The sequence below is a fragment of the Methylobacterium sp. 17Sr1-1 genome (assembly GCF_003173775.1).
Classification (GTDB): domain Bacteria; phylum Pseudomonadota; class Alphaproteobacteria; order Rhizobiales; family Beijerinckiaceae; genus Methylobacterium.
The window spans coordinates 5083524-5104919 of record NZ_CP029552.1; the positions used below are offsets into that span (position 1 = coordinate 5083524).

At 70.8% G+C, this 21396-nt stretch carries 24 protein-coding genes; 9 read left to right on the plus strand and 15 right to left on the minus strand.

What is annotated here, in order from left to right:
- Window positions 1–4 precede the first annotated feature (4 nt).
- From tolR to DK412_RS23090, 5 genes are all read right to left on the minus strand, one after another.
- On the minus strand, window positions 5–484 hold the full coding sequence (gene tolR / locus DK412_RS23070) for a protein TolR (RefSeq protein WP_109973860.1): 480 nt from the start codon (window positions 482–484) through the stop codon (window positions 5–7).
- 67 nt (window positions 485–551) lie between these two features.
- Window positions 552–1244 (minus strand): MotA/TolQ/ExbB proton channel family protein, encoded by a 693-nt coding sequence (locus DK412_RS23075; protein WP_109973861.1) that lies wholly within the window; start codon window positions 1242–1244, stop codon window positions 552–554.
- Window positions 1245–1283: 39 nt separating this feature from the next.
- Window positions 1284–1835 (minus strand): Tat pathway signal protein, encoded by a 552-nt coding sequence (locus DK412_RS23080; RefSeq protein ID WP_245447199.1) that lies wholly within the window; start codon window positions 1833–1835, stop codon window positions 1284–1286.
- A gap of 266 nt (window positions 1836–2101) precedes the next feature.
- Complete coding sequence (locus tag DK412_RS23085; protein ID WP_109973862.1) at window positions 2102–2524, minus strand: photosystem reaction center subunit H; 423 nt, start codon at window positions 2522–2524, stop codon at window positions 2102–2104.
- A gap of 47 nt (window positions 2525–2571) precedes the next feature.
- Complete coding sequence (locus tag DK412_RS23090; protein WP_109973863.1) at window positions 2572–2976, minus strand: response regulator; 405 nt, start codon at window positions 2974–2976, stop codon at window positions 2572–2574.
- 249 nt (window positions 2977–3225) lie between these two features.
- On the opposite strand from DK412_RS23090, the gene DK412_RS23095 reads away from it, so the two are divergent.
- From DK412_RS23095 to DK412_RS23110, 4 genes are all read left to right on the plus strand, one after another.
- Window positions 3226–4239, plus strand: a complete 1014-nt coding sequence (locus tag DK412_RS23095; protein WP_109973864.1) for a WD40 repeat domain-containing protein — start codon at window positions 3226–3228, stop codon at window positions 4237–4239.
- A gap of 4 nt (window positions 4240–4243) precedes the next feature.
- On the plus strand, window positions 4244–4510 hold the full coding sequence (locus DK412_RS23100; protein WP_109973865.1) for a hypothetical protein: 267 nt from the start codon (window positions 4244–4246) through the stop codon (window positions 4508–4510).
- A 125-nt stretch (window positions 4511–4635) separates the two neighbouring features.
- Complete coding sequence (locus DK412_RS23105; protein ID WP_245447202.1) at window positions 4636–5001, plus strand: virulence factor; 366 nt, start codon at window positions 4636–4638, stop codon at window positions 4999–5001.
- A gap of 107 nt (window positions 5002–5108) precedes the next feature.
- Window positions 5109–6338, plus strand: a complete 1230-nt coding sequence (locus tag DK412_RS23110; protein WP_109973867.1) for a peptide ABC transporter permease — start codon at window positions 5109–5111, stop codon at window positions 6336–6338.
- Window positions 6339–6469: 131 nt separating this feature from the next.
- On the opposite strand, the gene DK412_RS23115 is transcribed toward DK412_RS23110, so the two are convergent.
- The 5 genes from DK412_RS23115 to argB form a co-directional block, all read right to left on the minus strand.
- Window positions 6470–6844 (minus strand): hypothetical protein, encoded by a 375-nt coding sequence (locus DK412_RS23115; RefSeq protein ID WP_204165429.1) that lies wholly within the window; start codon window positions 6842–6844, stop codon window positions 6470–6472.
- Window positions 6845–7240: 396 nt separating this feature from the next.
- Window positions 7241–7663 (minus strand): metallopeptidase family protein, encoded by a 423-nt coding sequence (locus DK412_RS23120; protein WP_109973868.1) that lies wholly within the window; start codon window positions 7661–7663, stop codon window positions 7241–7243.
- A gap of 20 nt (window positions 7664–7683) precedes the next feature.
- Entirely contained in the window at window positions 7684–7830 is a 147-nt protein-coding gene (locus DK412_RS30705; protein WP_204165430.1) for a hypothetical protein, read from the minus strand.
- Window positions 7827–8558 carry a pyrimidine 5'-nucleotidase gene (locus tag DK412_RS23125; RefSeq protein ID WP_109973869.1) on the minus strand — a complete coding sequence of 244 codons (732 nt, stop codon included), beginning with the start codon at window positions 8556–8558 and terminating at the stop codon, window positions 7827–7829. The genes DK412_RS30705 and DK412_RS23125 overlap by 4 nt, the downstream gene beginning before the upstream one ends.
- 146 nt (window positions 8559–8704) lie before the next feature.
- A complete protein-coding gene (gene argB, locus DK412_RS23130; protein ID WP_109973870.1) occupies window positions 8705–9628 on the minus strand; it encodes an acetylglutamate kinase in 924 nt (307 codons plus the stop codon).
- Window positions 9629–9880: 252 nt separating this feature from the next.
- Here argB and DK412_RS23135 point away from each other — a divergent pair, with 252 nt between their 5' ends.
- Window positions 9881–10090, plus strand: coding sequence for a hypothetical protein (locus DK412_RS23135; protein WP_109973871.1), 210 nt, complete (start codon window positions 9881–9883; stop codon window positions 10088–10090).
- Window positions 10091–10099: 9 nt separating this feature from the next.
- Here DK412_RS23135 and DK412_RS23140 read toward each other — a convergent pair whose 3' ends face one another.
- The gene (locus tag DK412_RS23140) at window positions 10100–10876 is read right to left on the minus strand and encodes an MOSC domain-containing protein (RefSeq protein ID WP_109973872.1); all 777 of its coding nucleotides are present in this window, start codon (window positions 10874–10876) and stop codon (window positions 10100–10102) included.
- Window positions 10877–11153: 277 nt separating this feature from the next.
- On the opposite strand from DK412_RS23140, the gene clpB reads away from it, so the two are divergent.
- Window positions 11154–13793 carry an ATP-dependent chaperone ClpB gene (gene clpB / locus DK412_RS23145; protein WP_109973873.1) on the plus strand — a complete coding sequence of 880 codons (2640 nt, stop codon included), beginning with the start codon at window positions 11154–11156 and terminating at the stop codon, window positions 13791–13793.
- A gap of 261 nt (window positions 13794–14054) precedes the next feature.
- Here the strand turns inward: clpB and DK412_RS23150 are convergent, their stop codons facing one another.
- Window positions 14055–14495 carry a lasso peptide biosynthesis protein gene (locus tag DK412_RS23150; RefSeq protein ID WP_162596282.1) on the minus strand — a complete coding sequence of 147 codons (441 nt, stop codon included), beginning with the start codon at window positions 14493–14495 and terminating at the stop codon, window positions 14055–14057.
- A gap of 212 nt (window positions 14496–14707) precedes the next feature.
- The gene (locus tag DK412_RS23155; RefSeq protein WP_109973875.1) at window positions 14708–15412 is read right to left on the minus strand and encodes a haloacid dehalogenase type II; all 705 of its coding nucleotides are present in this window, start codon (window positions 15410–15412) and stop codon (window positions 14708–14710) included.
- A 151-nt stretch (window positions 15413–15563) separates the two neighbouring features.
- Here DK412_RS23155 and DK412_RS23160 point away from each other — a divergent pair, with 151 nt between their 5' ends.
- A complete protein-coding gene (locus tag DK412_RS23160) occupies window positions 15564–15782 on the plus strand; it encodes a hypothetical protein (RefSeq protein WP_109973876.1) in 219 nt (72 codons plus the stop codon).
- A gap of 343 nt (window positions 15783–16125) precedes the next feature.
- Here DK412_RS23160 and DK412_RS23165 read toward each other — a convergent pair whose 3' ends face one another.
- Window positions 16126–16785, minus strand: a complete 660-nt coding sequence (locus DK412_RS23165) for a YoaK family protein (protein WP_109973877.1) — start codon at window positions 16783–16785, stop codon at window positions 16126–16128.
- An 18-nt stretch (window positions 16786–16803) separates the two neighbouring features.
- Window positions 16804–19560, minus strand: a complete 2757-nt coding sequence (locus DK412_RS23170; RefSeq protein WP_109973878.1) for a bifunctional acetate--CoA ligase family protein/GNAT family N-acetyltransferase — start codon at window positions 19558–19560, stop codon at window positions 16804–16806.
- Window positions 19561–19857: 297 nt separating this feature from the next.
- Here DK412_RS23170 and DK412_RS23175 point away from each other — a divergent pair, with 297 nt between their 5' ends.
- A complete protein-coding gene (locus tag DK412_RS23175; protein WP_109973879.1) occupies window positions 19858–20184 on the plus strand; it encodes a hypothetical protein in 327 nt (108 codons plus the stop codon).
- 182 nt (window positions 20185–20366) lie between these two features.
- On the plus strand, window positions 20367–21287 hold the full coding sequence (locus DK412_RS23180; RefSeq protein ID WP_109973880.1) for a peptidylprolyl isomerase: 921 nt from the start codon (window positions 20367–20369) through the stop codon (window positions 21285–21287).
- Window positions 21288–21396 lie beyond the last annotated feature (109 nt).

The following is a 21396-nucleotide window of genomic DNA, read 5'->3' on the forward strand; positions in this document are numbered from 1 at the left end:
GGCTTTACCGCGGGGCCGCCGGCGCGGGCGCCGCCCCGACGGACGGCGCACCCGAGGGCGCATTGGCGATCAGCGAGACCTTGGCGAAGCCGGCCTGCCCGACGAGGCCCATCACCTCCATGACCTTGCCATAGGGCACGTCCTTGTCGCCGCGCACCAGCACGGTCTGGCCCGGATCCTCGGCGGCGGCCGCCTTCAGGCGCGCGAGTGCGCCGTCGGCCGGCAGCGGCTCCTTGGCGAGGAAGGCCTGGCCGTCCTTGTCGACCGAGACCACCACCGGCTTCTTCGACTCGGACGTCTTGGCGGCGGCGGTCTTCGGCAGCTGCACCGGCACGCCGACGGTCATCAGCGGAGCCGCGACCATGAAGATGATCAGCAGCACCAGCATCACGTCGACCATAGGGGTGACGTTGATCTCGGACATCGGCGCGGCGTCGAAGCCATCCTCGTCGCCGGCGCCGGCCTGCACCGGTCCCATACCCATCTGGCGGGCCTCCGGCCGCCTGCCCGAGCGGGCAGGGGCTTATTCTACGCGTTGAACGGGAAGCGACCTACTCGGCGGCGGCGCTGCGGGCGTGGTGGCTGCGGTCGCGCGCCAGCCGGTTGCCCAGTGTACCGATGCCGGCGACGAAGGCCGACTGCACCTTGGCGAGGTCGCTCGAGAACTTGTTGTAGGCGAGCACCGCGGGAATCGCGACGACGAGGCCGATGGCGGTGGCGAACAACGCCTCGGCGATGCCCGGCGCCACCACCGCGAGGCTGGTGTCCTGGCTCTTCGCGATCGACGAGAACGAGTTCATGATGCCCCACACTGTGCCAAACAGGCCGATGAACGGCGCCGCCGAGCCGGAGCTCGCCAGGAACGGCAGCCCGACCTGCAGCCGCTTGATGTCGAGGGTCAGCGCCGCCCGCATCGCGCGCTCGATCCGCTCGCGCCGCTCGGCGCGGGTCTCGCTCGGGTCCTGGTCGCGCCAGGCCTCCTGGGCGGCGGCCACCACCCGGGCGGAGATGCCCGAGCGCGCCTCCGGCATGCCGCCGGTGGCGACGAGGCGGGCGAAGGACTTCGCCTGGCGGCGGGCGCCGGCGAGGCGCACCAGCTTCTCGATGATGATCGTCCAGGAGACCAGCGAGGCCAGGATCAGGAGGATCATCACCCCCTTCACGATCGGGTCGGCCTGCAGGAAGAGGCCGAGGAAGGAGAAGTCGTGGCCGGCAGTCGCGGCGGGCGCGGTGGTCGGATCCATCTCGGCGGTCTCCGGAAGAAAGGGAAGGAAGAGAGGCGGTCAGCGCACGAACGGCGCGGCGCCCTTGGCGGAGGAGGGCTCGATGCGCTCCAGGCAGGTGTCGCGGGTGAGGTCCTGGCCCGACGTTTCCTTGCCCTCGCAGGCCGCCACGTCGTTGAGCAGCACCCGGCCGATCTGGGCGCAGGGGGTGGGGGCGATCTCGAACTGGCGCAAAGCCGTCTTGCGCGCCGGCACCGGCCCGAGCTCGACCAGGCTGCGCTTCTGGACGATGCCGTCCTGGTCGAAGGCGTAGAGGTCGAGGCGCAGCGAGCGGATCGGGCCGCCCTTGCCGTTCTCGACGATCAGCATCGCCTTGCAGGTCTCACCGGCGGTCTCGAGCTTGTTCAGCTCCACCCGCAGCGGCGAGGCGGCGGGTTGGCTCACGGCGGCGGGCGTGACGGTGGCCTCGGCCGAGGTCGCTTGGGCCTGGGACGCCGCGGCGAGCGGCGAAAGGGCGAGGCAGAGGGCCGTCACCCGACCGATGCGGGCCCCGAACCGGGGCAACCCTTGCGTGAGCACGTCGTGCGACTCCTCTGGGACGGCGAGCGCCAAACAGCCATCCGCGCGCGGACCGGCCGCCCGTCAGGGCACCGGCGCGACGCCTTCCCGGCTCTCGCTCCTGTTCGTCGGACAGACCGGATCGACCCGGGATGGATCCCGGGCCGCCGGCAGGAACGAACTAGCGAGGTGACCGGGCGGGATCAAGGCCGCCCACGAAACTCAGAGGAATTCCAATCTGTTATCGGGATGCCGGGTCGGGCCGGTGGACCCCCTTGCCACATTATCCCGTCCGCTCACCTGTCCTCGACTTCACCGGTCTACTTGGCCTTCGTCTCCGGCACAGTCTCGGGAGACTTCGCAGGAGCTTTGGGCGCGCGGGCCTTCTCGACGGCCTCGGCCTTCTCCTCGTCGGTGTCGCCGCTCTGGTCGATCGCGCGTTCGGGGTTGGCGGCCAGTCCGCGCAGGACCGTTAGAACCTGCGCGCAGACCTCCGGATGCTTGTAAGCGTCCAGCACCACGGCGGCGTCGCGCAGGGTGCGCAGGTCGCGCACCGTCTGCTCGTTGGCTGAGCGCTGCAGCTCGGACGACTTGGCGATCACGTCCTCGAGGCGCAGGCCGACGACGTCGCAGGTCGCGCTCGGGGCGGCCGCGGGGGCCGGTGCGTCCTTGGCGCCCGCCGTGAGGGCGTGGCCGGCGAGAACGAGGGCGAGGAGGCCGGACAGGACGAAGGGCGGGCGCATGGGTGCAGGGCTCCGGGGCAGGGGCAGGGGGAAGTGTTCGAAGGGACTCAGTGTCCGAGAATGCGGTTGGCGAGCGCCACGATCTGGCTCGGCCGATAGGGCTTGGGCACGAAGACCGAGTCGGTCACCGCCTCGCCGGCGCCGAGCGTGTGGCGGCCGCCCGAGGTGTAGACCACCGGCAGGCGCGGGCAGTGGCGCCGCGCGTCGCGGGCGAGCGCCACCCCGTTGGTGTTGCGGGCGAGGTCGATGTCGGTGAACAGCATGTCGACCCGCTCAGCCTGGAGGATGCGGCCGGCCTCGACCGCGTCGGCGGCGGTGAGCACGCGGTAGCCCTCGTCCGCCAGGGCCTCGGCGGCGATCTCGCAGACCATCGCCTCGTCCTCGACCACCAGCACCGTCTCGTAGGGGAGGGCGGCGGGCGGCACCATCGCCGCAAAGGCAGACTGGATCATGACGCAACTCGCTCCAGGACGATGGGGGCCGCCGGTTCGTCGTGAGCCGTTCCGGCGACGGTTCGAGGGAAGAACCGCCCGAACCTCGGCCGTGTTCAGGCCCGATCCCTCGAATTGACGCGGTTTGGTGAGCGAAGCCTTAACCCTGCGGGAGGACCGGTTAATGCGGAGCGGAACCGCGGCCGCCCTTGCGCGGGCCAGCCCCGTGTGACAGGCCCGGGGCCGCATTCGAGGTTCACAGGAAGAGCGATGAGCGCCACCGCCGCCCCCTCCCTCACCCAGCAGGTCACCGAGATCGCGGCCGGCGCCCACGTCATCGCGGCGCACTGGCTCGGCCGGCAGCTCGCCCTGGCGCTCGGCGACGGGGCGGTGCTCCTCGTCGCCGAGGATGGCGGGACCACCCGGGTCGAGGCGCATCCGGAGGCCGGCATCCTGGTCGCCGCCGGCGACGGCAAGCGCCTCGTCACCGGCGGCGACGACGGCCGGGTCGTCGCGGTCAGGGCCGACGGGACCGTCGAGGAGGTCGCGGCGGCGAAGGGCGGCGCCTGGATCGACGCGCTCGCGCTCCATCCCGATGGCGCCGTCGCGTTCGCGGCGGGCAAGCGCGTCGTCGCCCGCGACGCCAAGGGCCGCGAGAAGGTGTTCGAGGCGCCCTCGACCGCCCGCGGCCTCGCCTTCGCGCCCAAGGGCTACCGGCTGGCGGTGGCGCATTACGGCGGCGCCACCCTGTGGTACCCGAATCTCGACACGGCGCCCGACGCCCTGACCTGGAAGGGCTCGCACATCGACGTGACCTGGTCGACGGACGGGCGCTTCGTCATCACCACGATGCAGGAGAATGCCCTGCACGGCTGGCGCCTCCAGCCCGACCGCGGCCACATGCGGATGACCGGCTACCCGGCCAAGGTGCGCTCCACCGCCTGGTCCTCGGACGGGGACTGGCTGGCGACCAGCGGCGCCGAGGCCGTGATCGTGTGGCCGTTCGATTCCAAGGAAGGCCCGACGGGCAAGGCGCCGCGGGAATGCGGCGTGCGCCCGGCCCGGGTCTCGCGGGTGGCGTTCCATCCCAAGGCCCCCGTCCTGGCGGCGGGCTACGAGGACGGCTGCGTGCTCCTGATCCGCTTCACCGACGCCTCCGAGCTCCTGGTGCGCCCCGCGGTGAAGGGCAGTGCCGTGACGGCGATGAGCTGGCATTCCGGCGGCGAGCACCTCGCCTTCGGCTGCGCCGACGGCCGGGCCGGCCTCCTCAGCCTGCCGCGCTAGGGCCATGGACCTCCTCGGCGCCTTCCGGCGCCGCCCCTCACCGGACGCCGCCGCGCGGGCCCGGGTGGCCGAGATCGCCCGCCGCCTCGGCGCCTTCGGCCCCGAGGTGACGCTCAGGGTCAACGAGATCGTCTGCGCCGATCCGGCCTGCCCGGGCACCGAGACGGTGATCCTGGTGATGCAGCCCGGCGCGCGCTCGCGCGCCTGCAAGGTGGGCAAGCCGTTGGAAGAGGTGACGGAGGAGGATGTGGCGGGGGCGCTCGGCGCCTGACGCCGGCGCCTTCACGAGAGCGCGGAACCGCACACATTTCGCCTGACGGCCGTCCTGCATTCCCAGGCGAGCCTTTCGGTGAGGGCGGCAGCAGATCCATGAGGATCCGACGCCCGAACCGTCGCTTGCCGCAGGGTCATGAGGCCGATAGTCTTGCGCTCCACCATATCCCGAATCGACCGGCCTGGGGCAAGCGGGTGTACGCGATCTGTTTCGATCTCGATACCGAGACGCTCAAGCACCAGTACCACAACCCGTCGTGGCAGAACGGCGACCAGGACATCGTCCGGGTGCTGGAGCGTCGCGGCTTCGACCGGCAGCGGGGCAGCGTCTCCTTCGGCAACGACCAGGTCGACCCGGTGCGCTGCGTCCCGGCGATCCAGGACGTGGCCCGGGAATGCCCCTGGTTCCGGGCCGACGTGGTCGACGTGCGGATGCTGCGGATCGAGGAGAACACCGACCTGCTGCCGGCGCTCCAGCCGCTCCCCTGAGGGCGCGCCCGTCCCCAGTGTTGCGCCCCATCTACAGCTTCAGGCCCGCCCTCTCGACTAGGAGGGAGAACGGCCCCGTTTCGGCGCCGTCATCCGGATTGGCCGCCATGCCGCGCGCGACGTCGCCCACCCCCGATCCCGCCGTCGATGCGGCGGCGCTGCTGCGCCGGCTCGCCTTCTTCGGCCTGACGGTGGTGATCCCGGTCACCGCACTGGTGTCGCGACGCAGCGTGGTGATCCTGGCGCCGATCGGCATCGTGCTCCTGATCATCGCTGCCCTCCTCGACGGGGCGCAGCGTCCCCTCGCGACGGGTCTGTCGCGTCTCGGCGGCGCCCGGGCGATCCTGGCCGGCCTCCTGCTCCTCGGCTGGTGCGCCCTGTCGCTGGTCTGGACACCGTTCCCCGGACCGGCGAGCGAGCGGCTGCTCAACCTCGCCGCCACGGTCGGGCTGACGGTGGCCGGCTACCTCGCGCTGCCGGACCGGATGCGCTCGGCCAACCTCTACCTCCTGCCCCTCGGCGTCGGCATCGCGGCGGTCGGGGCGGTGATGCTCGGGCTGGTCAGCGGCGCCTCCCTGCGGGGCGGCTTCGAGGACGACAGCGCGCTCGAGCGCGGCGCGATGCTGCTCGCCCTGCTGCTCTGGCCCGCCGCCGCCTGGCTGCGCTCGCGCCGCCGCGACATGGAGGCTCTCGGCCTCGCCGTGGTGGTGGCCCTCGCCCTGGTGCTGGCCCCCGGGCCGGTGCCGCTCCTGGCGCTGGCCTGCGGGGCCGCGGCCTTCGCGCTCTCGGCCTGGCGCCAGGGCCTCGGCGTGCGGGTCACCGCCGGCGTCGCGGCGGGCCTCGTCGCCCTCGCGCCCCTGCTGCCCTTCCTGCTGCGCCCCGTGCTGACGCCGGTGCTCGGGCCGCTCCACCCGACGATCCTGGCGCTGAAGGCCTGGCAGCGGGTGGTGACGACCGAGCCGCTACGGCTCATCACCGGCCACGGCCTCGAGACGGCGTTGCGCGGCAAGGCGATCGGCATGCTGCCGGTCAACGCCCCGGCCTCGCTGCTGTTCGAGATCTGGTACGAGCTCGGCATCGTCGGCGCCTTTGCGGCGGCCTTCGTGCTGTGGAACGGCATCCGCCATTCCGGCCGCGAGCACCCGGTGCTGACCCCGGGCGCGATGGCCACCGCCGCCACCGCCTTCGCCTCCACCTGCCTCGGCATCGGCACCACCGCGAGCTGGTGGTTCACCAGCGTCACCGTGGTGGTGCTGGTGTTCATCGCCGCCGAGCGCGGCCAGTTCCGCACCAGCCGGCCGAAGGCGAGCGCCCTGCCGCCGCGCCCCGCGGCCTGACGCCCGCGCGATGCCGATGCCCGGGGGACGATGCCTCGGCAATGCGCCTGATCGCGACCGGCATCGCGAGGCAGTTCCCCAAACCTTGCCTGTCCGACGGCGTCGGCGAGCCGGTGCGACCGTGCCGGCCGTCAGGCCTCCTCCGGGCGTCCGCCCTCCCGTCGATCGCCGCAGGTCGGCCGCGTCCAGGCGCTCCGCGGCGGGCGCGGTGCCGGGACATCCCGCAGGCAGGGCGGCAGGCAGGGCGGATGGACGCCGACGCAGCCGGCGAGCCAGGCCTTCGCGTCGTCGAGAGTCGGGAAGGGGAGGGGCCGCGTCGCATTCGCGATCGGCCCGAACCCGGCTTCGAGATACCAGTGTCGGCCGACGCGCAAATCGCCGTGAAGCTCCGGATCGAGCTGGATCAGAACAGCGATCAGGCGGCCGTCGAGATAAGCTAAGTACCCCTCGTTATCGACACTTCCTGTATCGACGAGGACGTGGTCGAGGGTGATGCACGTGGACATGTCTGCTTCGTCGTCGCAGCCGGACCGATCGTCCGGCGCCGCCGATACGAAGTGTTCATCATACCGGCAACCGCATCACGGTTATGCTGTTTGAGCTGATTTACCCGTGCTGCCGCATCGAGCGGCTCCCGAAAATGCTGTTGTATTAACCGGTTAGTACGTTATTGGGGATGCGGGGATCGTGCTGCGGCCTAGTTCGTCCAAACGAAGCCTTTTCGGCCCGATCGAGATCCTCGGCGGATGAAATAAGCCGTTCGATCGAGGCTGCTTGCCAGAAGCATGGGTCGCGGCTCACCCAAGCAAAGCTGCAAGATCGGAGGCCTGGTTCCAGCCCGATCGCACGTTGGTTGAGTATATCCCAGGCAGATCCGACCGCTACGGCTCTGCGCGGAAGACTCAGAGATCGGCCGCCGCCTCGATCGCCGCCATGTCGTCGTCCGAGAGCCCGACATGGTGGCCGATCTCGTGCACCAGCACGTGGGCGACGAGGTGGCCGAGGGTCTCGTCGTGCTCGGCCCAGTAATCGAGCAGGGGACGGCGGTAGAGCCAGACCATGTTGGGGAACTGCCCGGTGGCGAGGCTTGAGGCGCCGCCGCCCTGCGCCAGGCCGGTGCCGCGAAACAGGCCGAGGAGGTCGAACTCGCTCTCGCAGCCCATCTCCGCCAGCGTCTCCTCGTCGGGAAACTCCTCGACCCGGATCACCACGCCCTCGCACAGGGCGCGGAACTCGTCCGGCAGGCGCGCGAAGGCGGCCTCGGCCAGGGCCTCGATGGCGGCGAGGTCGGGGGCCCGCAACGGGCTCCAGTCGGTCTCGGACATGCGGGTCTCGTGTTCGGGGCTCACCACAGGTGCAACTGCCGGCCGAGCAGCCAGGCCAGCACGACGAAAGCCACGGCCCCGAGGCCGCGGCCGATGCGCCGGCCCCAGATCTCGACGGGATCGCGATCTCCCGGCCCGTCCTGTCCGGGCGGGAGTTGCGGGCTCACGCCGCGAGCACCGGGGCGACCCTGTCGGTCAGGAAGCCCGCGAGGTCGTTGGTGATGTGGTCGATATGGGGCGCGCGCACCGCCTCCTGCTCGAAGGTCTCGCGGAACGGGTCGATGGTGCGGGGCACCACCAGCACCGTCGCCATGCCGAGGTCGTGCGGGACGACGAGGTTCTTGGCGATGTCCTCGAACAGCGCCGAGCGGGTCGGGTCGACCCCGTGACGGTCGAGGAATTTCTCGTAGGCCGAGCGCTCGGGCTTCGGCACGAAATCGGCCGCCGCAATGTCGAACACGTCCTCGAAATGATCGAGGATGCCGAGCTTCTTCGCCACGTTCTCGGCGTGCCGGCGCGAGCCGTTGGTCAGGATCAGCTTGCGGCCGGGCAGCCCCTCGATGGCGACGCCGAGATCCGGATTGAGCGCGATACTCGAATGGTCGATGTCGTGGGCGAAGTCGAGGAACTCGTAGGGGTCGATCTTCCACTCGGCCATCAGCGCGCGGAGCGTCGTGCCGTAGCGGTGATAGAAGTATTTCTGCAGCGCGCGGGCCGAGATCCCGTCGAGCCCGAACAAATTCATCACGTAGAGGGTGATGCGCTCGTCGACCTGCGGCCAGACGCGGGCGTCGTGGGGATAGAGCGTGTTGTCGAGGTCGAACACCCAGGTGTCGATCCCGGAGAAGCCGCGGGCCTGAGGCGCGGTGAGGTGGCTCTCGCCTGGCAGGAGCAAGGGACGTTCCGGCGACGGGGGCCCCACGGCCCCGGACGCCCAAGATAAGCGAGGCGGGGCGGAAGGGAAGATCAAAGAGAGGACCAGAGGACAGAAGGGACCTGGCGAACCGGGCGGCCCTGGCCGGCCGCCCGGGGGAGAGCGTCCTACGACCGGCGGATCAGCGTGCCGGCGCCGTAATCGGTGAACAGCTCGAGCAGCACCGCGTGCGGCACCTTGCCGTCGAGGATGACCACCGCCTCGACGCCTTGTTCGAGCGCGTAGATGCAGGTCTCGATCTTCGGGATCATGCCGGCGGTGATGGTCCCGTCGGCGATGAGCCGGCGGCAATCCTCGATCGACAGTTCCGGGATCAGCTTCTTGTTCTTGTCGAGCACGCCCGGCACGTCGGTGAGCAGAAGCAGGCGCTTGGCCCGCATCGCGCCGGCGATGGCGCCCGCGAAGGTGTCGGCGTTGACGTTGTAGGTCTGGCCGTCGCCGCCCACCGCCACGGGGGCGAGGACCGGGATCAGCTCGGCCTTCAGCACCGCGTCGAGGACCGTGCGGTCGACGTGCTCGGGCTCGCCGACGAGGCCGAGATCGACGTGGCGCTCGATGTGCGAATCGGGATCGGTCACCGTGCGGGCGGCGCGGCGCGCCCGCACCATGTTGCCGTCCTTGCCGCAGAGGCCGATCGCCTTGCCGCCCTCGGCCGAGATCCAGCCGACGATCTGCTTGTTGATCGAGCCGGCGAGAACCATCTCGACCACCTCGACGGTGGCCTCGTCGGTGACGCGCAGGCCTTCGCGGAACTCGGACTTGATGCCGAGCCGGTCGAGCATGCGGCCGATCTGCGGCCCGCCGCCATGGACCACCACCGGCTTGAGGCCCGACTGCTCCAGGAGCACGATGTCCTCGGCGAAGTCCTCGGCCGCCGCGCGGTCGCCCATGGCGTGGCCGCCATACTTGATGACGACGACTTCCTGATCGTAGCGCTGCATGTGCGGCAGCGCCTGCACCAGGACCTCGGCCCGCACATGGACGTTGGGCAGCTGGACGTCGGGCGCTTTGTCCGCTCCGAAATCGCTCATCGTGGCGGGTTTCCTCTCGCAAGGTCGGGCCGGCGCCATCGCGGCAAGCGGCCGGGGACGGCGCGGCGTTCTACGCATCAACGTGCGGCGTGTCACACTGAAATCTCGCGAGCGGACATTTCAACGCGACGGCCGCGCCCCGTCGGCCGCCGGGTTCTCGCCGCGGCCCGCGACGGTTCGATGACGGCCGACTTTACCGGGGCTTAACCACGTTCCCCGCATCCTGTGGACGGTCCACCGGATCTCCGAACGATGCGCCTCGCCGACACACTCCTGCCGCGTCCCGCCCTCACCAACGCGTCGCTGCTCGCCGCGACGGTCACGTCGCTCAGCCACCGTGCCGCCAGTCGCCAGGACCTCTGGCGCCTGCTCACCGACAGCTACACCGTCGACCTCGACGAGGTGGCCGCGGTGCTGCCGCGCCAGGAGCCGGAGCCGGACTGGCTGCCGACGAAGCGGTGAGGCGGTCGCTCAGCCCGCCACCCGCAGCACATCCCCCGCCCGCACCTCACCGCCTGCGACCACCTCGGCATAGATGCCGCAATCGGCGTGGCCGAGATTCTTCTGCAGGGCCTCCGGGATCGCGAGGTCGCGCTGGCCGGTCGCCGGATCGACGTTGGTCGCCGCGCAGCGCACGATGCGCTTCGTCACCTTCAGGCGCAGGCCTGCCTCCGTCGCCAGTTCCAATCCGACGAGGTCGAGCTCGGCGAAGGCCGGGAGCCCGGTGACGTGCAGGTTGCCGCGGAAGCGCAGCGGGTCCACCGCCGCCCCGACCATGTCCTCGACTGCCGCGACGCTCGCGAGATTGATGAGCGAGACGAAGCCGCCACGTGAATCGGTGAAGCGGTAGCCCTCCGGCGCCGCCAGCACCTTCGGGGGGCCGCGCAATTCCTTCGGGACGAAGCGGCGGAAGAACGCCTCGACGGCGAGCCGCCCTTCCGGGGTGGCGAGGTCGCCGCGCGCCACCTCGCGACCGCCCTCGCGGAGCGTCAGCACGCCGGTGGCGTCGTCGTAAGTCGTCGAGAGGCGCGCGAGCGCCTCGTTGCGCATCAGCATCAGGTACTTGATCTTGGGCTGATGCACCGGCGCGGCCGGGTCGAAGCCGCTCGGGCCGTTCTCGACCGCGAACAGCCGGTCGCCCGGGAAATAGGCGCCTTGGGTCAGGGCCGCCGAAGCCAGGGGCTCGGGGGAGAGGCCCTTCACCGGGTAGCGGTGGAGGGCGGTGACGGTGAGGGAGGCCTGCGTCATGGCCTCCTGCGTAACGGAATTCGGCCGCGCTGAAAATCGGCTGCGGACGTCCGGTCCCGGCTCCCCGCGAAGCCATCCCCCGGCCGCATGCCTCCGGCCCGCAAATCGCGGCGCCGCCCCCTTGTGTTACCGATATGTCACACCACATGGGGAGGGCCGGCAGCTTCCTGGAAGGGCCGGCGCCCGGCGCGCGACCGACGCGCGAGGGCGAGAACCCACCGGTCTCCCGATGCCTCTTTCGCGAGGGCGGAGGGACCGGCCAAGGAGGAGCGAATTCATGAATTTTGAGAAGTACACCGAGCGGGCGCGGGGCTTCGTGCAATCGGCGCAGTCGCTGGCTCTGCGTGAGGGCCATCCTCAGCTGGCGCCGGCCCATGTCCTGAAGGTGCTGCTCGACGATCCCGAGGGCCTGTGCGCAGGCCTGATCGACCGGGCCGGCGGCCAGTCGCGCGTGGCCCTCGCCCAGACCGAGGCGTGGCTGTCCAAGCAGCCGAAGGTGTCGGGCGGCGCGTCGCAGCCGCAGGCGACCCGCGAGCTGATGCGCCTGTTCGACACCGCCGAGAAGGCCGCTGAGAAGGCGGGCGATTCCTACGTCACCGTGGAGCGCCTGCTGCTGGCGCTCGCCGTCGAGAAGGACACGGATGCCGGCAAGATCCTCAGCCAGGCCGGCGTCACCGCGGCCTCGCTCAACGGCGCGGTCAACGCCCTGCGCAAGGGCCGCACGGCCGACAACGCCACGGCCGAGAACGCCTACGACGCGCTGAAGAAATACGCCCGCGACCTCACCGAGGCGGCCCGCGACGGCAAGCTCGACCCGGTGATCGGCCGCGACGAGGAGATCCGCCGCACCATCCAGGTTCTGTCGCGGCGCACCAAGAACAACCCCGTCCTCATCGGCGAGCCCGGCGTCGGCAAGACCGCCATCGTCGAGGGCCTGGCCCTGCGCATCGTCAACGGCGACGTGCCGGAATCCTTGCGCGACAAGCAGCTCCTCGCCCTCGACATGGGCGCGCTGATCGCCGGCGCGAAGTATCGCGGCGAGTTCGAGGAGCGCCTCAAGGGGGTGCTGTCCGAGGTGACCGCGGCCGAGGGCCAGATCATCCTGTTCATCGACGAGATGCACACGCTGGTCGGCGCCGGCAAGGCGGACGGGGCGATGGACGCCTCGAACCTGCTCAAGCCCGCGCTCGCCCGCGGCGAGCTGCACTGCGTCGGCGCGACCACGCTCGACGAGTACCGCAAGCACGTCGAGAAGGACGCGGCCCTCGCCCGGCGCTTCCAGCCGGTCTTCGTCTCCGAGCCGACGGTCGAGGACACGGTCTCGATCCTGCGCGGCATCAAGGAGAAGTACGAGCAGCATCACAAGGTGCGGATCCAGGATTCGGCGCTGGTGGCGGCCGCGACCCTGTCGAACCGCTACATCACCGACCGCTTCCTGCCCGACAAGGCGATCGACCTCGTCGACGAGGCGGCCTCGCGCCTGCGCATGCAGGTCGATTCGAAGCCGGAGGAGCTCGACAACATCGACCGTGAGATCGTGCGCCTCAAGATCGAGGCCGAGGCCCTGAAGAAGGAGACGGATTCCGCCTCCCGCGATCGCCTGACGCGGCTGGAGAAGGAACTCGGCGACCTCGAGGAGCAGTCGGCGGCGATCACCGCGCGCTGGAAGTCCGAGAAGGACAAGCTGGGACGTGCGGCGGAGCTGAAGACGAAGCTCGACGCGGCTCGGAACGACCTCGCGGCGGCGCAGCGCCAGGGCCAGTACCAGAAGGCGGGCGAGCTCGCCTACGGCATCATCCCGGGTCTGGAGCGCGAGCTCGCCGAGATCGAGGCCAGGGGCGCGGACGGGTCGCGCGGCAACGGCTCCGGCATGATGGAGGAGGCGGTGACGCCGAGCCACGTCGCCGGCGTGGTCTCGCGCTGGACCGGCGTGCCGGTCGACAAGATGCTGGAGGGCGAGCGCGAGAAGCTGCTCGGGATGGAGGCGGCGCTCGGGAAGCGCGTCGTCGGCCAGCACGAGGCGGTGGTGGCGGTGGCGACCGCGGTGCGGCGCGCCCGCGCCGGCTTGCAGGATCCGCACCGGCCGATCGGCTCGTTCATGTTCCTCGGCCCCACCGGCGTCGGCAAGACCGAGCTGACCAAGGCGCTGGCCGGCTTCCTGTTCGACGACGACACGGCGCTCGTGCGCATCGACATGTCCGAGTACATGGAGAAGCACGCGGTCGCCCGCCTCATCGGCGCGCCTCCGGGCTATGTCGGCTACGAGGAGGGCGGGGCGCTGACGGAGGCCGTGCGGCGCCGGCCCTATCAGGTCGTGCTGTTCGACGAGATCGAGAAGGCGCATCCGGATGTGTTCAACGTCCTCCTGCAAGTCCTCGACGACGGCCGGCTCACCGACGGGCAGGGGCGGACGGTCGACTTCCGCAATACGCTGATCGTCATGACGTCGAATCTCGGCTCGGAATACCTGGTCAACCAGCCCGAGGGCCAGGACACCGACGTGGTGCGCGACGACGTGATGAACGTGGTGCGCTCGCACTTCCGGCCCGAGTTCCTGAACCGGGTCGACGAGATCATCCTGTTCCACCGCCTCCAGCGGCAGGAGATGGGGGCGATCGTCGACATCCAGCTCAGGCGCCTCGCCAAGCTCCTCGAGGACCGCAAGATCACCCTCGAGATCGAGCCCGACGCCCGCGCCTGGCTCGCCGAGAAGGGCTACGACTCGGCCTATGGCGCGCGCCCGTTGAAGCGCGTGATCCAGAAGGCGGTGCAGGACCCGCTCGCCGAGCAGATCCTGGCCGGTCGCGTCCATGACGGCGAGACGGTGCCGGTGCGTCTCGGCCCCGCCGGGCTGTTCATCGGCGACCAGGCGGTCGCCCCGGACGAGCGCCGGCCGGCGAAGGCGTTGCTGAACTAAGCGTCAGAAAGCCGGCCGCGAACGGCCGGCGCCGGCTGGGTCACCGATTCCTCGGCGACACCGCGGCAAGACCACAACCCGGAGCAGCGCCCGATGGCAAGGCCGTCGGGCGCTGCTCGCGCAGGATCAACACCCACTCGATCTGACCCCGCGACGAGCTGCCGAGGGTGGCAAACGGATCTCGATCCCGTCACCCAGAAGCGAACGCTTCGATGTCGATCCGAGCCAGCCGTCACGACTTCCGTGGTCGATGTCCAAGAATCAACGCTGCTGATCTGCGTATCGACACCACGAGAGCCAAATCTCGTCCACGGCCGCAACAGCAGTGCGGGTTGGCCGAAGCTGGTGAGCCTCGTCCTCTGCGCCGCGATAGATCGGGTGATCGACCGGAGTGACGACGACCGGGGGGTTGCCGAACTGGTCGGCGGTGATGTCGACGACAAATCCCTCCGCTTCGACCCACGCATGGCTGACCCAACCATCGACGGTGAGCAGGCCGAAGCCTTGGTGATGATGCGGCTGGCCACTTCTGAGTGCGGCTCGGATGCCGCGCCGCTCCAGTGCCCTGGCGAGCAGCAGGCTGGACCGCACGCAGGTCCACTGGGATAACGTGAACGGTGCGGGCGGCCCCCATTTCTCGTGCCAGCGCGGCCAATGGGAGAGCAGAAACGTCCTCGCGGCGGTCGCGACCGCGAGCAGCATGGTCTGAGTGTCCGCCGAACTCCCGAGCCATTCCGGGGCGGCCTGACCGTGGTCCTCCGGTTCAATCAAAGGTCTCTGGCTCACCGATTGCCTGAAAGCACACAGGCCGAGGACGCACGATGGGTCGGCCGTAGCCTCTCACGTCGCCAAGCTGATCGGGCGTCGAACCTGAAGGGCGCCACCTCCTCACGGGAGGCGGGGCCCATTCTTCGTCAGCAGCCGAGCTGCCTCGCCAGATCGGCGAGATCGGAGGCGGAACAATCCACCGGCACCAGCGGCGCCGGCTCGCCGGTGCCCGGGCCGCTCTCGTCGGGCCGGGCGATATGGGCGGTAGCCAGCCCGCAGGCGGCCGCCGCGGCGAGATCGGAGGAATGGGCCGCCACCATCATCACCTCGCCCGGCCGGAGCCGCAGGGCCTCGACGGCGCGGAGATAGACGGCGGGCTTCGGCTTGTAGTCCTGGGCGAACTCGGCCCCGAGCACCGCGTCCCAGGGCAGGCGGTTGCGGCGGGCCTGCGCGATGGCGAGCCGCACATGCGCGTTGGAGCAGGGCGCCAGCAGGTATTTCTCGCGCAGCCGCGTCAGGGCGTGCGGCACCTCCGGCCAGGCATCGAGCCGGTGCCAGGCGAGAACCAGATCGCGGCGCGCCTCGGCCGGCACCACCTCGGCGAGGCCGATTCCCGCCAGCACGCCCTCCAGGCTCTCGCCGTGCAGGGTGTCGAGATCGGCATACGGGCGGGCGCCCTGGCGGATCGGCTCCATGCCGGGCTGGTAGCGGTCGCGCCAGGCCCGCGCGAAGGCGCCTCCGTCGAGGTCGGGCCGGAACGGAGCCAGGATCCGCGCCGCCTCCCGGGCGACGCCGCCGTGCCAGTCGAGCAGGGTGCCGAAGACGTCGAAGATGAGGGCCTGGATCGCCATGCGGGCCGCCTCCCGGGTTGGTTCGTGTTGCCCGGAGTTATCGGCCCGGAGACCCGTGCTTCAAGGTCGTCCATCACCATCGGGTGAGCGGGAGCGGCACACGGGGTGGATCCGACAGAAATTTACCCCTCGTTAACGATGCCGTCAGAGCATGCCCGGCATGTCGAGTTCCCGCAAATCACCCCCGATTCCGAAGCACGAAACGGCTCCGCGGAACACCATTCTGCGGACCCAGATAGACATCCTGCGGCAGAACCTGCGCTCCCGCCCGACGATGATCGAGGAATGGGAGCAGGAGATGCAGCGGGATGATTCGGCCGAGCGGGCCGTGGGCCGCCTGACACGGCTGAAAGCCAGTGGCAAGATGTGAAAAAGACTGTCTGTGAGTGCACGTAGATGGTGTGGAAGGGCGGCCGATTTCTCGCAGGGGCTCGCTTTCGGGGCGCATGATCGGTGATATAGTGCCTGATCCGGACAAAACGGTTCGATTGCGGACATAGGCTTGGCACTATCTGTCCAATATCTGACCGATACTGGGGGAGGTGCCGGTTTGCGGGAGCGCCGGGGAGTGCGGCGGGCGGTCCCATCCGATTCGAGTCGGCATCGAGCGTCGTCTTGCGGTCAAGCCCTGAACCATAGGCAAAAATTCTTCGACAATGCGGCGCGGGCCCTTCCTCGCCCCAAACGGCCTCGCGGGGAGCGATGACGCTCCGTCATGCCGCCGCGGCGCCCCGGGTCGCCCGCCCGACCGCGAGCGCCAGCACGAGCCCGACGCCCGTCACCGGCACCACCAGCGCCTCCAGCCCGTAGCCGCGATAGGCCAGTCCTCCGGCCACGGCGCCGCCGACGAGTGCCAGCCAGGTGCAGGCATCCGGCACCCATCCGAAGGCCGGGCCGAGCCGCGTCGCCGCCTGGGCGAGGGTGTGGCTGAGGCTGAACAGCGTGCCGGTCACGAAGGTGACGCCGGGGCGGAAGCCCGCGCTCCGGCGGAGCGCCGCGTTCTGCGCCCCCATGGCGGCGGCGAGCAGCGGCGCGACCGGGCCCGGCGCCGGGCTGACGGCGAGCGCGAGGGCGAGCACCAGGAGCCCGGCCTCGACGCTCAGAACCGCCGCCGGCCCCCAGCGCCCGGGCACGCGCAGCGAGACCAGGCTGCCGCAGAAACCCCCGACCAGGAACGACACGAACAGCAGGCCGATCTCCCAGGCGACCGGGTGCCCCGTCTGGGCCAGCGAGACTGCGAACTGGGTCGAGTTGCCGCTCATGAACGAGGTGTAGAGCCCGTCGAGCCGCAGGAAGCCGACGGCGTCGACGTAGCCCGCCGCGGCGGTGAGCAGGAGGCCGCCGGCGATGTCGAGGGGAGGGGTGTCGCGCATGAGGGGAGCTAAGGTCTTCTAGGATTCGGGCGCGGCACTCTCCTCCGTGAGCGTGCGCCGCACCAGCATCAGGTCGGGGTCGGAGGGATCCGTCCTTACCGTAAAGCCGAGCTTGCGGCACATCGCCAGCATGGTGGTATTTTCGCGGAGCACCTGGCCCTCGACGACCCGCAACCCGTCCGCCCGCGCCCAGTCGAGCATCAGCCCCATCAGGGCCCAGCCGAGGCCGAGGCCCTTGAGATCGGAGCGGACGAGGATCGCGTATTCCCCGGTCTCGTGGTTGGCGTCGGCGTGGAGGCGCACCGCCCCCATCATCGTGCCGTTGGCCTCCTCGATCGCCACGAAGGCGATGGCGCGGGCGTAGTCGAGCTGGGTCAGGCGGGCGAGGAAGGCGTGGCTGAAGTCGCGCACCGGCGCGAAGAAGCGCAGGCGCAGGTCCTCGGCGCTGACCTGCCGGAAGAACGTCTCGAACAGCCCCTCGTCCTCGGCCCGCACCGGCCGCACCAGGATCCCCTGGCCGTCCAGCACGAGGCGGCGCTCCCAGGCGCGCGGATAGGGCCGCACGGCGAAGCGCGCGTGGCTCGGGCCGGTGCCCGCATCGCGGCGGCGCTCCGGCGGCAGCGGCGCCACGGCGGCGCGGGCATCCAGCGCGATGACGCCGTCGCGGTCGGCGAGCAGCGGGTTGATGTCGAGTTCGCGCAGCTCCGGCAGGTCGGCGGCGAGCTGGCCGAGCTTGACCAGCACCAGGGCGACCGCCGCCTCGTCCGCCGCTGCCACGTCGCGATAGGCCTTGAGCCGGCGCGCCACCCGGGTGCGGCCGATCAGGTCGGCGGCGAGCCGCCGGTCGAGGGGCGGCAGCGCCAGCGCCCGGTCGTCGATCACCTCGACGGCGGTGCCGCCGCGGCCGAACACCACCACGGGGCCGAAGACCGGATCGTCGACGAGGCCGGCGATCAATTCGCGCGCCTGCGTCCGCCGCAGCATCGCCTGGACGACGAAGCCGGTGACCCGGGCCTCCGGCCGCTCCTGCGCGACGCGCGCCAGCATCTCGCGGGCGGCGTCCCGTACCGCCGCCTCGCTGGTGAGGCCGAGCCGCACGCCGCCGACGTCGGACTTGTGCACCACGTCCGGCGAGACGAGCTTGAGCGCCACGGTGCCGCCCGCGGCGATGACCGGCCAGGCGGCCTCGGCCGCCGCGTCGGCGTCGGCGGCGAGGGTCACCGGCTGGGCCGGGATGCCGTAGGCGGCGAGCAGATCGGCCATCTCGCGCGGGTCGAGCCAGGTGCGGCCTTCCGCGAGCACGGACACGACGATCGCCCTGGCCGCACCCGCATCCGGCACCAGGTCGTCGGGCAGCACCGCCGGGGTGGTGGTGAGATCGTCCTGCGCCTCGCGGTAGCGCACCAGATGGGTGAAGCCCTCGACCGCATCGGCATCGGTGGCGAAGCGCGGGATGCCGGCCTGGCTCAGGATCTCGCCCGCCGCCTCGTCGCCGACGGTGACGGCGAAGACCGGCCGGGCCCGGAAGCTCCCCTTGCGGCCGGCCTTCACCGCCTCGACGATCGCCGTCGCCACCGCGCAGCCGCCGGACAAGGCGGTCGGCACGTTGATCACCAGCACGGCGTCGTTGTCGCGGTCGGCGATCAGCGCCTCCAGGGCCGCGGCGTAGCGCGGCCCGTCGGCGTCCGCCCCGATATCGACCGGGTTGCGCCAAGTGTCCGGGTTCGACGCGGCCGGATCCGTGCCCGGCACCGCCGCCGCGAGCCGCGCCCGCGTCTTGTCCGAGAGGCCCGCCAGGGTGCCGCCGAGATCCAGCAGCCGGTCGACCGCGATGGCGCCGACGCCGCGGCCATTGGCCAGGATCGCGAGGCGCCGGCCGGGGAAGGGGCGCTGGCGCCCCAGCGTCTCGACCGCCGAGAACATCTCGTCGAGGTCCTGCACCCGCAGGAGGCCCGCGCGGCGGAAGGCGGCGTCGTAGACCGCGTCGGTGCGGGCGAGGATTCCCGTATGGGTCGCGGCCCGGCCGTCGATGGTCCGGGCGGTGTCGTGCCGGCCGGAGCGCAGCACCACCACGGGCTTCGCCCGCGCGGCGGCCCGCGCCGCCGACATGAATTTCGGCGCGTCGGTCACGCTGTCGATCGAGAGCACGATCGCCCGGGTGCGGATGCAGGTGGCGAAGTGGTCGAGGCAGTCGGCGATGTCGACGTCGAGCGCGTTGCCGAGGGAGACGATGCCTGAGAAACCCGTGCCGCGTCCTTGCGCCCAGGCGACGATGCCCGCCGCCACCGTGCGCGACTGCGAGATCAGCGCGAGGTCGCCGGGGAGCGGCGCCCGGGCGAGCAGGCTGGCATTGAGGGCGGCGTGCGGCACCGCCAGCCCCATGCTGTCGGGCCCGACGAGGCGCAGGGAGTGCCGCCGGGCCGCCGCCCGCGCGGCCTCCGCCAGGGAATCCGGCCCGCTGCCGAGGCCGGTGGTGATGATGACGGCCGCGCCGCAGCCCCGGCGGCCCGCCGCTTCGACCACCTCCGGCACGGTCTCGGGCGGGGTGACGATCACCGCGAGGTCGGCGGGCTCGGGCAGGTCGGCGAGGTCGGCGAAGGCCTGCACGCCGTCGACGCTGTCATGGCGCGGGTTCACCGGCCAGATCGGGCCGGAGAATCCTGCCTCGCGCAGGTTGCGCAGGATCGCGGCGCCGAACGCGTTCGGCCGCGCGCTCGCGCCCACCAAAGCCACGGAGCGGGGGCTGAGGAGCCTGTCGAAGCGGTAGGTGCTCATGCGGGTCTCATGAGGGCGTCCGGGCGTCGGCAATCGTCGCGGCGTCGTCGCTCGCCACGCCGGCAGTTAGGGCGGAGCAGCCGGAAGGTCACGCCGGGTCGTCGGCTCACGGGCTCGACGGTGGTCCTGCCACCGCCTCGCAGTGCGATGGGATGATCGGAAGTGCAAGTTGCCGATTGTGCATTGCAACATAATTCTATTGCGGTGCATTATGATGAATGATTAGCTACGGGCTCCCGGCGAATCCCGGCTTTCCGGACGCGCTCCTCGCGCCGGACAGAACCTCCAGGACCACCGATGCGTCTCCTCTCCCTCACCGCCCTCGGCCTCGTTCTCGCCACCGCGGCCGGCGCCGCGGAACTGAACCCGCGCCAGGCCCACAGCCTTGATCTCGGCCCGGTGCGCGGCTCGGCCTACTACACCGTCGAGAAGGACGGCCTGCGCGTCGTCGCCACCCTGGCGCCGACGGAGTCCAACACGGCCACCCCGCTGCGGGTGGTCACCACGCTCGCTTCCGAGCAGGTCGTCAGCTTCTCGGTGCCCGGCACCCAGGACGGCGCCGCCGCCTCGGTCGCCTTCGCCCGTCGCGGCGACCGGATCGAGGTCGCCTCGACCGGCTACTGAAGCCCTCCTGCCTCCCCGCGGATCGCGGATCCGCGGGGGCGCTGCCCATCCTTGCCTCTGCGGCGCGCGCGCGCCGCTTGCCTTGCCTCTGCGGCGTGCGCGCCGCTTGTCTTGTCGGCCGATCTTTGCCACCTGTCCGGCGGTTTCAACCGACCTCGCGCACGGGCCCCAAGGATCACGCCATGTCGACCCTCTCTCCCTTCTGGCGCAACGGCGCGCTCGCCCTCGGGCTCCTCTTGCCCGGATCCTTGCCGGGTGCGGCGCTCGCGCAAGCACCGGCCCCCGCCGCCCCGGCCGCGGCGCCTGCCGCCCCCGCCCCGTCCCCCGACACGGTCGTGGCCAAGGTCAACGGCGCGACCATCACCGCCGGCGACCTCGCGGTGGCGGCCGACGATCCGGCCCTGTCGCTCCCCGGCGTCGACGACGCGCAGAAGAAGGGCCTTCTCGTCGACTATATGGTCGACCTGAAGATCGGCGCCCAGGCCGCCGAGAAGGCGAAGATCGCCGAGAACCCCGACTTCGTCCGCAAGCTCTCCTACTTCCGCGACAAGCTCCTCCTCGACGAGTACCTGGAGCGCGAGGCCAAGAAGGCGGTGACGCCGCAGGCCGAGCGGGCGCTCTACGACGAGACCGTCAAGGCGATGAAGCCCGAGGAGGAGGTGCATGCCCGCCACATCCTCGTCGACAACGAGGCCGAGGCCAAGAAGATCGCCGCGCGCCTGAAGGGCGGCGAGGACTTCGCCAAGGTCGCGGCCGAGACCTCGAAGGATCCTGGCTCCAAGGCCGAGGGCGGCGATCTCGGCTGGTTCACCAAGGAACGGATGGTCGCGCCCTTCGCCGACGCGGCGTTCAAGCTCGAGGCCGGCAAGATCTCCGAGCCGGTCAAGACCCAGTTCGGCTGGCACGTCATCAGGGTCGAGGAGAAGCGCACCAAGCCGGTGCCGAGCTTCGACGAGATGAAGGAGCAGGTCGAGGCCTACCTGACCCGCAAGACGCAGCAGGACCTCATCACCAAGCTGCGCGAGAGCGCCAAGATCGAGAAGACCGCGGCGGCTCCGGCGTCGCCTGCCACGGCGCCGAAGGCGGACGAGAAGAAGAACTGAGGATTGGTTCTTCAATGAGAAAAGCCCCCGGAGCGATGCTCCGGGGGCTTTTCTCATGAAATCATGCTCTTGATTTTCTCGCGACGGATTTCCCCACCCTCTGTGTCAT

What these genes read in the sequence shown, in the direction of transcription:
- tolR (WP_109973860.1), bottom strand. Translation starts at nt 484, where the DNA reads ATGGGTATGGGACCGGTGCAGGCCGGCGCCGGCGACGAGGATGGCTTC.
- DK412_RS23075 (WP_109973861.1), bottom strand. Translation starts at nt 1,244, where the DNA reads ATGGATCCGACCACCGCGCCCGCCGCGACTGCCGGCCACGACTTCTCC.
- DK412_RS23085 (WP_109973862.1), bottom strand. Translation starts at nt 2,524, where the DNA reads ATGCGCCCGCCCTTCGTCCTGTCCGGCCTCCTCGCCCTCGTTCTCGCC.
- DK412_RS23090 (WP_109973863.1), bottom strand. Translation starts at nt 2,976, where the DNA reads ATGATCCAGTCTGCCTTTGCGGCGATGGTGCCGCCCGCCGCCCTCCCC.
- DK412_RS23095 (WP_109973864.1), top strand. Translation starts at nt 3,226, where the DNA reads ATGAGCGCCACCGCCGCCCCCTCCCTCACCCAGCAGGTCACCGAGATC.
- DK412_RS23100 (WP_109973865.1), top strand. Translation starts at nt 4,244, where the DNA reads ATGGACCTCCTCGGCGCCTTCCGGCGCCGCCCCTCACCGGACGCCGCC.
- DK412_RS23110 (WP_109973867.1), top strand. Translation starts at nt 5,109, where the DNA reads ATGCCGCGCGCGACGTCGCCCACCCCCGATCCCGCCGTCGATGCGGCG.
- DK412_RS23115 (WP_204165429.1), bottom strand. Translation starts at nt 6,844, where the DNA reads ATGTCCACGTGCATCACCCTCGACCACGTCCTCGTCGATACAGGAAGT.
- DK412_RS23120 (WP_109973868.1), bottom strand. Translation starts at nt 7,663, where the DNA reads ATGTCCGAGACCGACTGGAGCCCGTTGCGGGCCCCCGACCTCGCCGCC.
- argB (WP_109973870.1), bottom strand. Translation starts at nt 9,628, where the DNA reads ATGAGCGATTTCGGAGCGGACAAAGCGCCCGACGTCCAGCTGCCCAAC.
- DK412_RS23135 (WP_109973871.1), top strand. Translation starts at nt 9,881, where the DNA reads ATGCGCCTCGCCGACACACTCCTGCCGCGTCCCGCCCTCACCAACGCG.
- DK412_RS23140 (WP_109973872.1), bottom strand. Translation starts at nt 10,876, where the DNA reads ATGACGCAGGCCTCCCTCACCGTCACCGCCCTCCACCGCTACCCGGTG.
- clpB (WP_109973873.1), top strand. Translation starts at nt 11,154, where the DNA reads ATGAATTTTGAGAAGTACACCGAGCGGGCGCGGGGCTTCGTGCAATCG.
- DK412_RS23150 (WP_162596282.1), bottom strand. Translation starts at nt 14,495, where the DNA reads ATGCTGCTCGCGGTCGCGACCGCCGCGAGGACGTTTCTGCTCTCCCAT.
- DK412_RS23155 (WP_109973875.1), bottom strand. Translation starts at nt 15,412, where the DNA reads ATGGCGATCCAGGCCCTCATCTTCGACGTCTTCGGCACCCTGCTCGAC.
- DK412_RS23160 (WP_109973876.1), top strand. Translation starts at nt 15,564, where the DNA reads ATGCCCGGCATGTCGAGTTCCCGCAAATCACCCCCGATTCCGAAGCAC.
- DK412_RS23165 (WP_109973877.1), bottom strand. Translation starts at nt 16,785, where the DNA reads ATGCGCGACACCCCTCCCCTCGACATCGCCGGCGGCCTCCTGCTCACC.
- DK412_RS23170 (WP_109973878.1), bottom strand. Translation starts at nt 19,560, where the DNA reads ATGAGCACCTACCGCTTCGACAGGCTCCTCAGCCCCCGCTCCGTGGCT.
- DK412_RS23175 (WP_109973879.1), top strand. Translation starts at nt 19,858, where the DNA reads ATGCGTCTCCTCTCCCTCACCGCCCTCGGCCTCGTTCTCGCCACCGCG.
- DK412_RS23180 (WP_109973880.1), top strand. Translation starts at nt 20,367, where the DNA reads ATGTCGACCCTCTCTCCCTTCTGGCGCAACGGCGCGCTCGCCCTCGGG.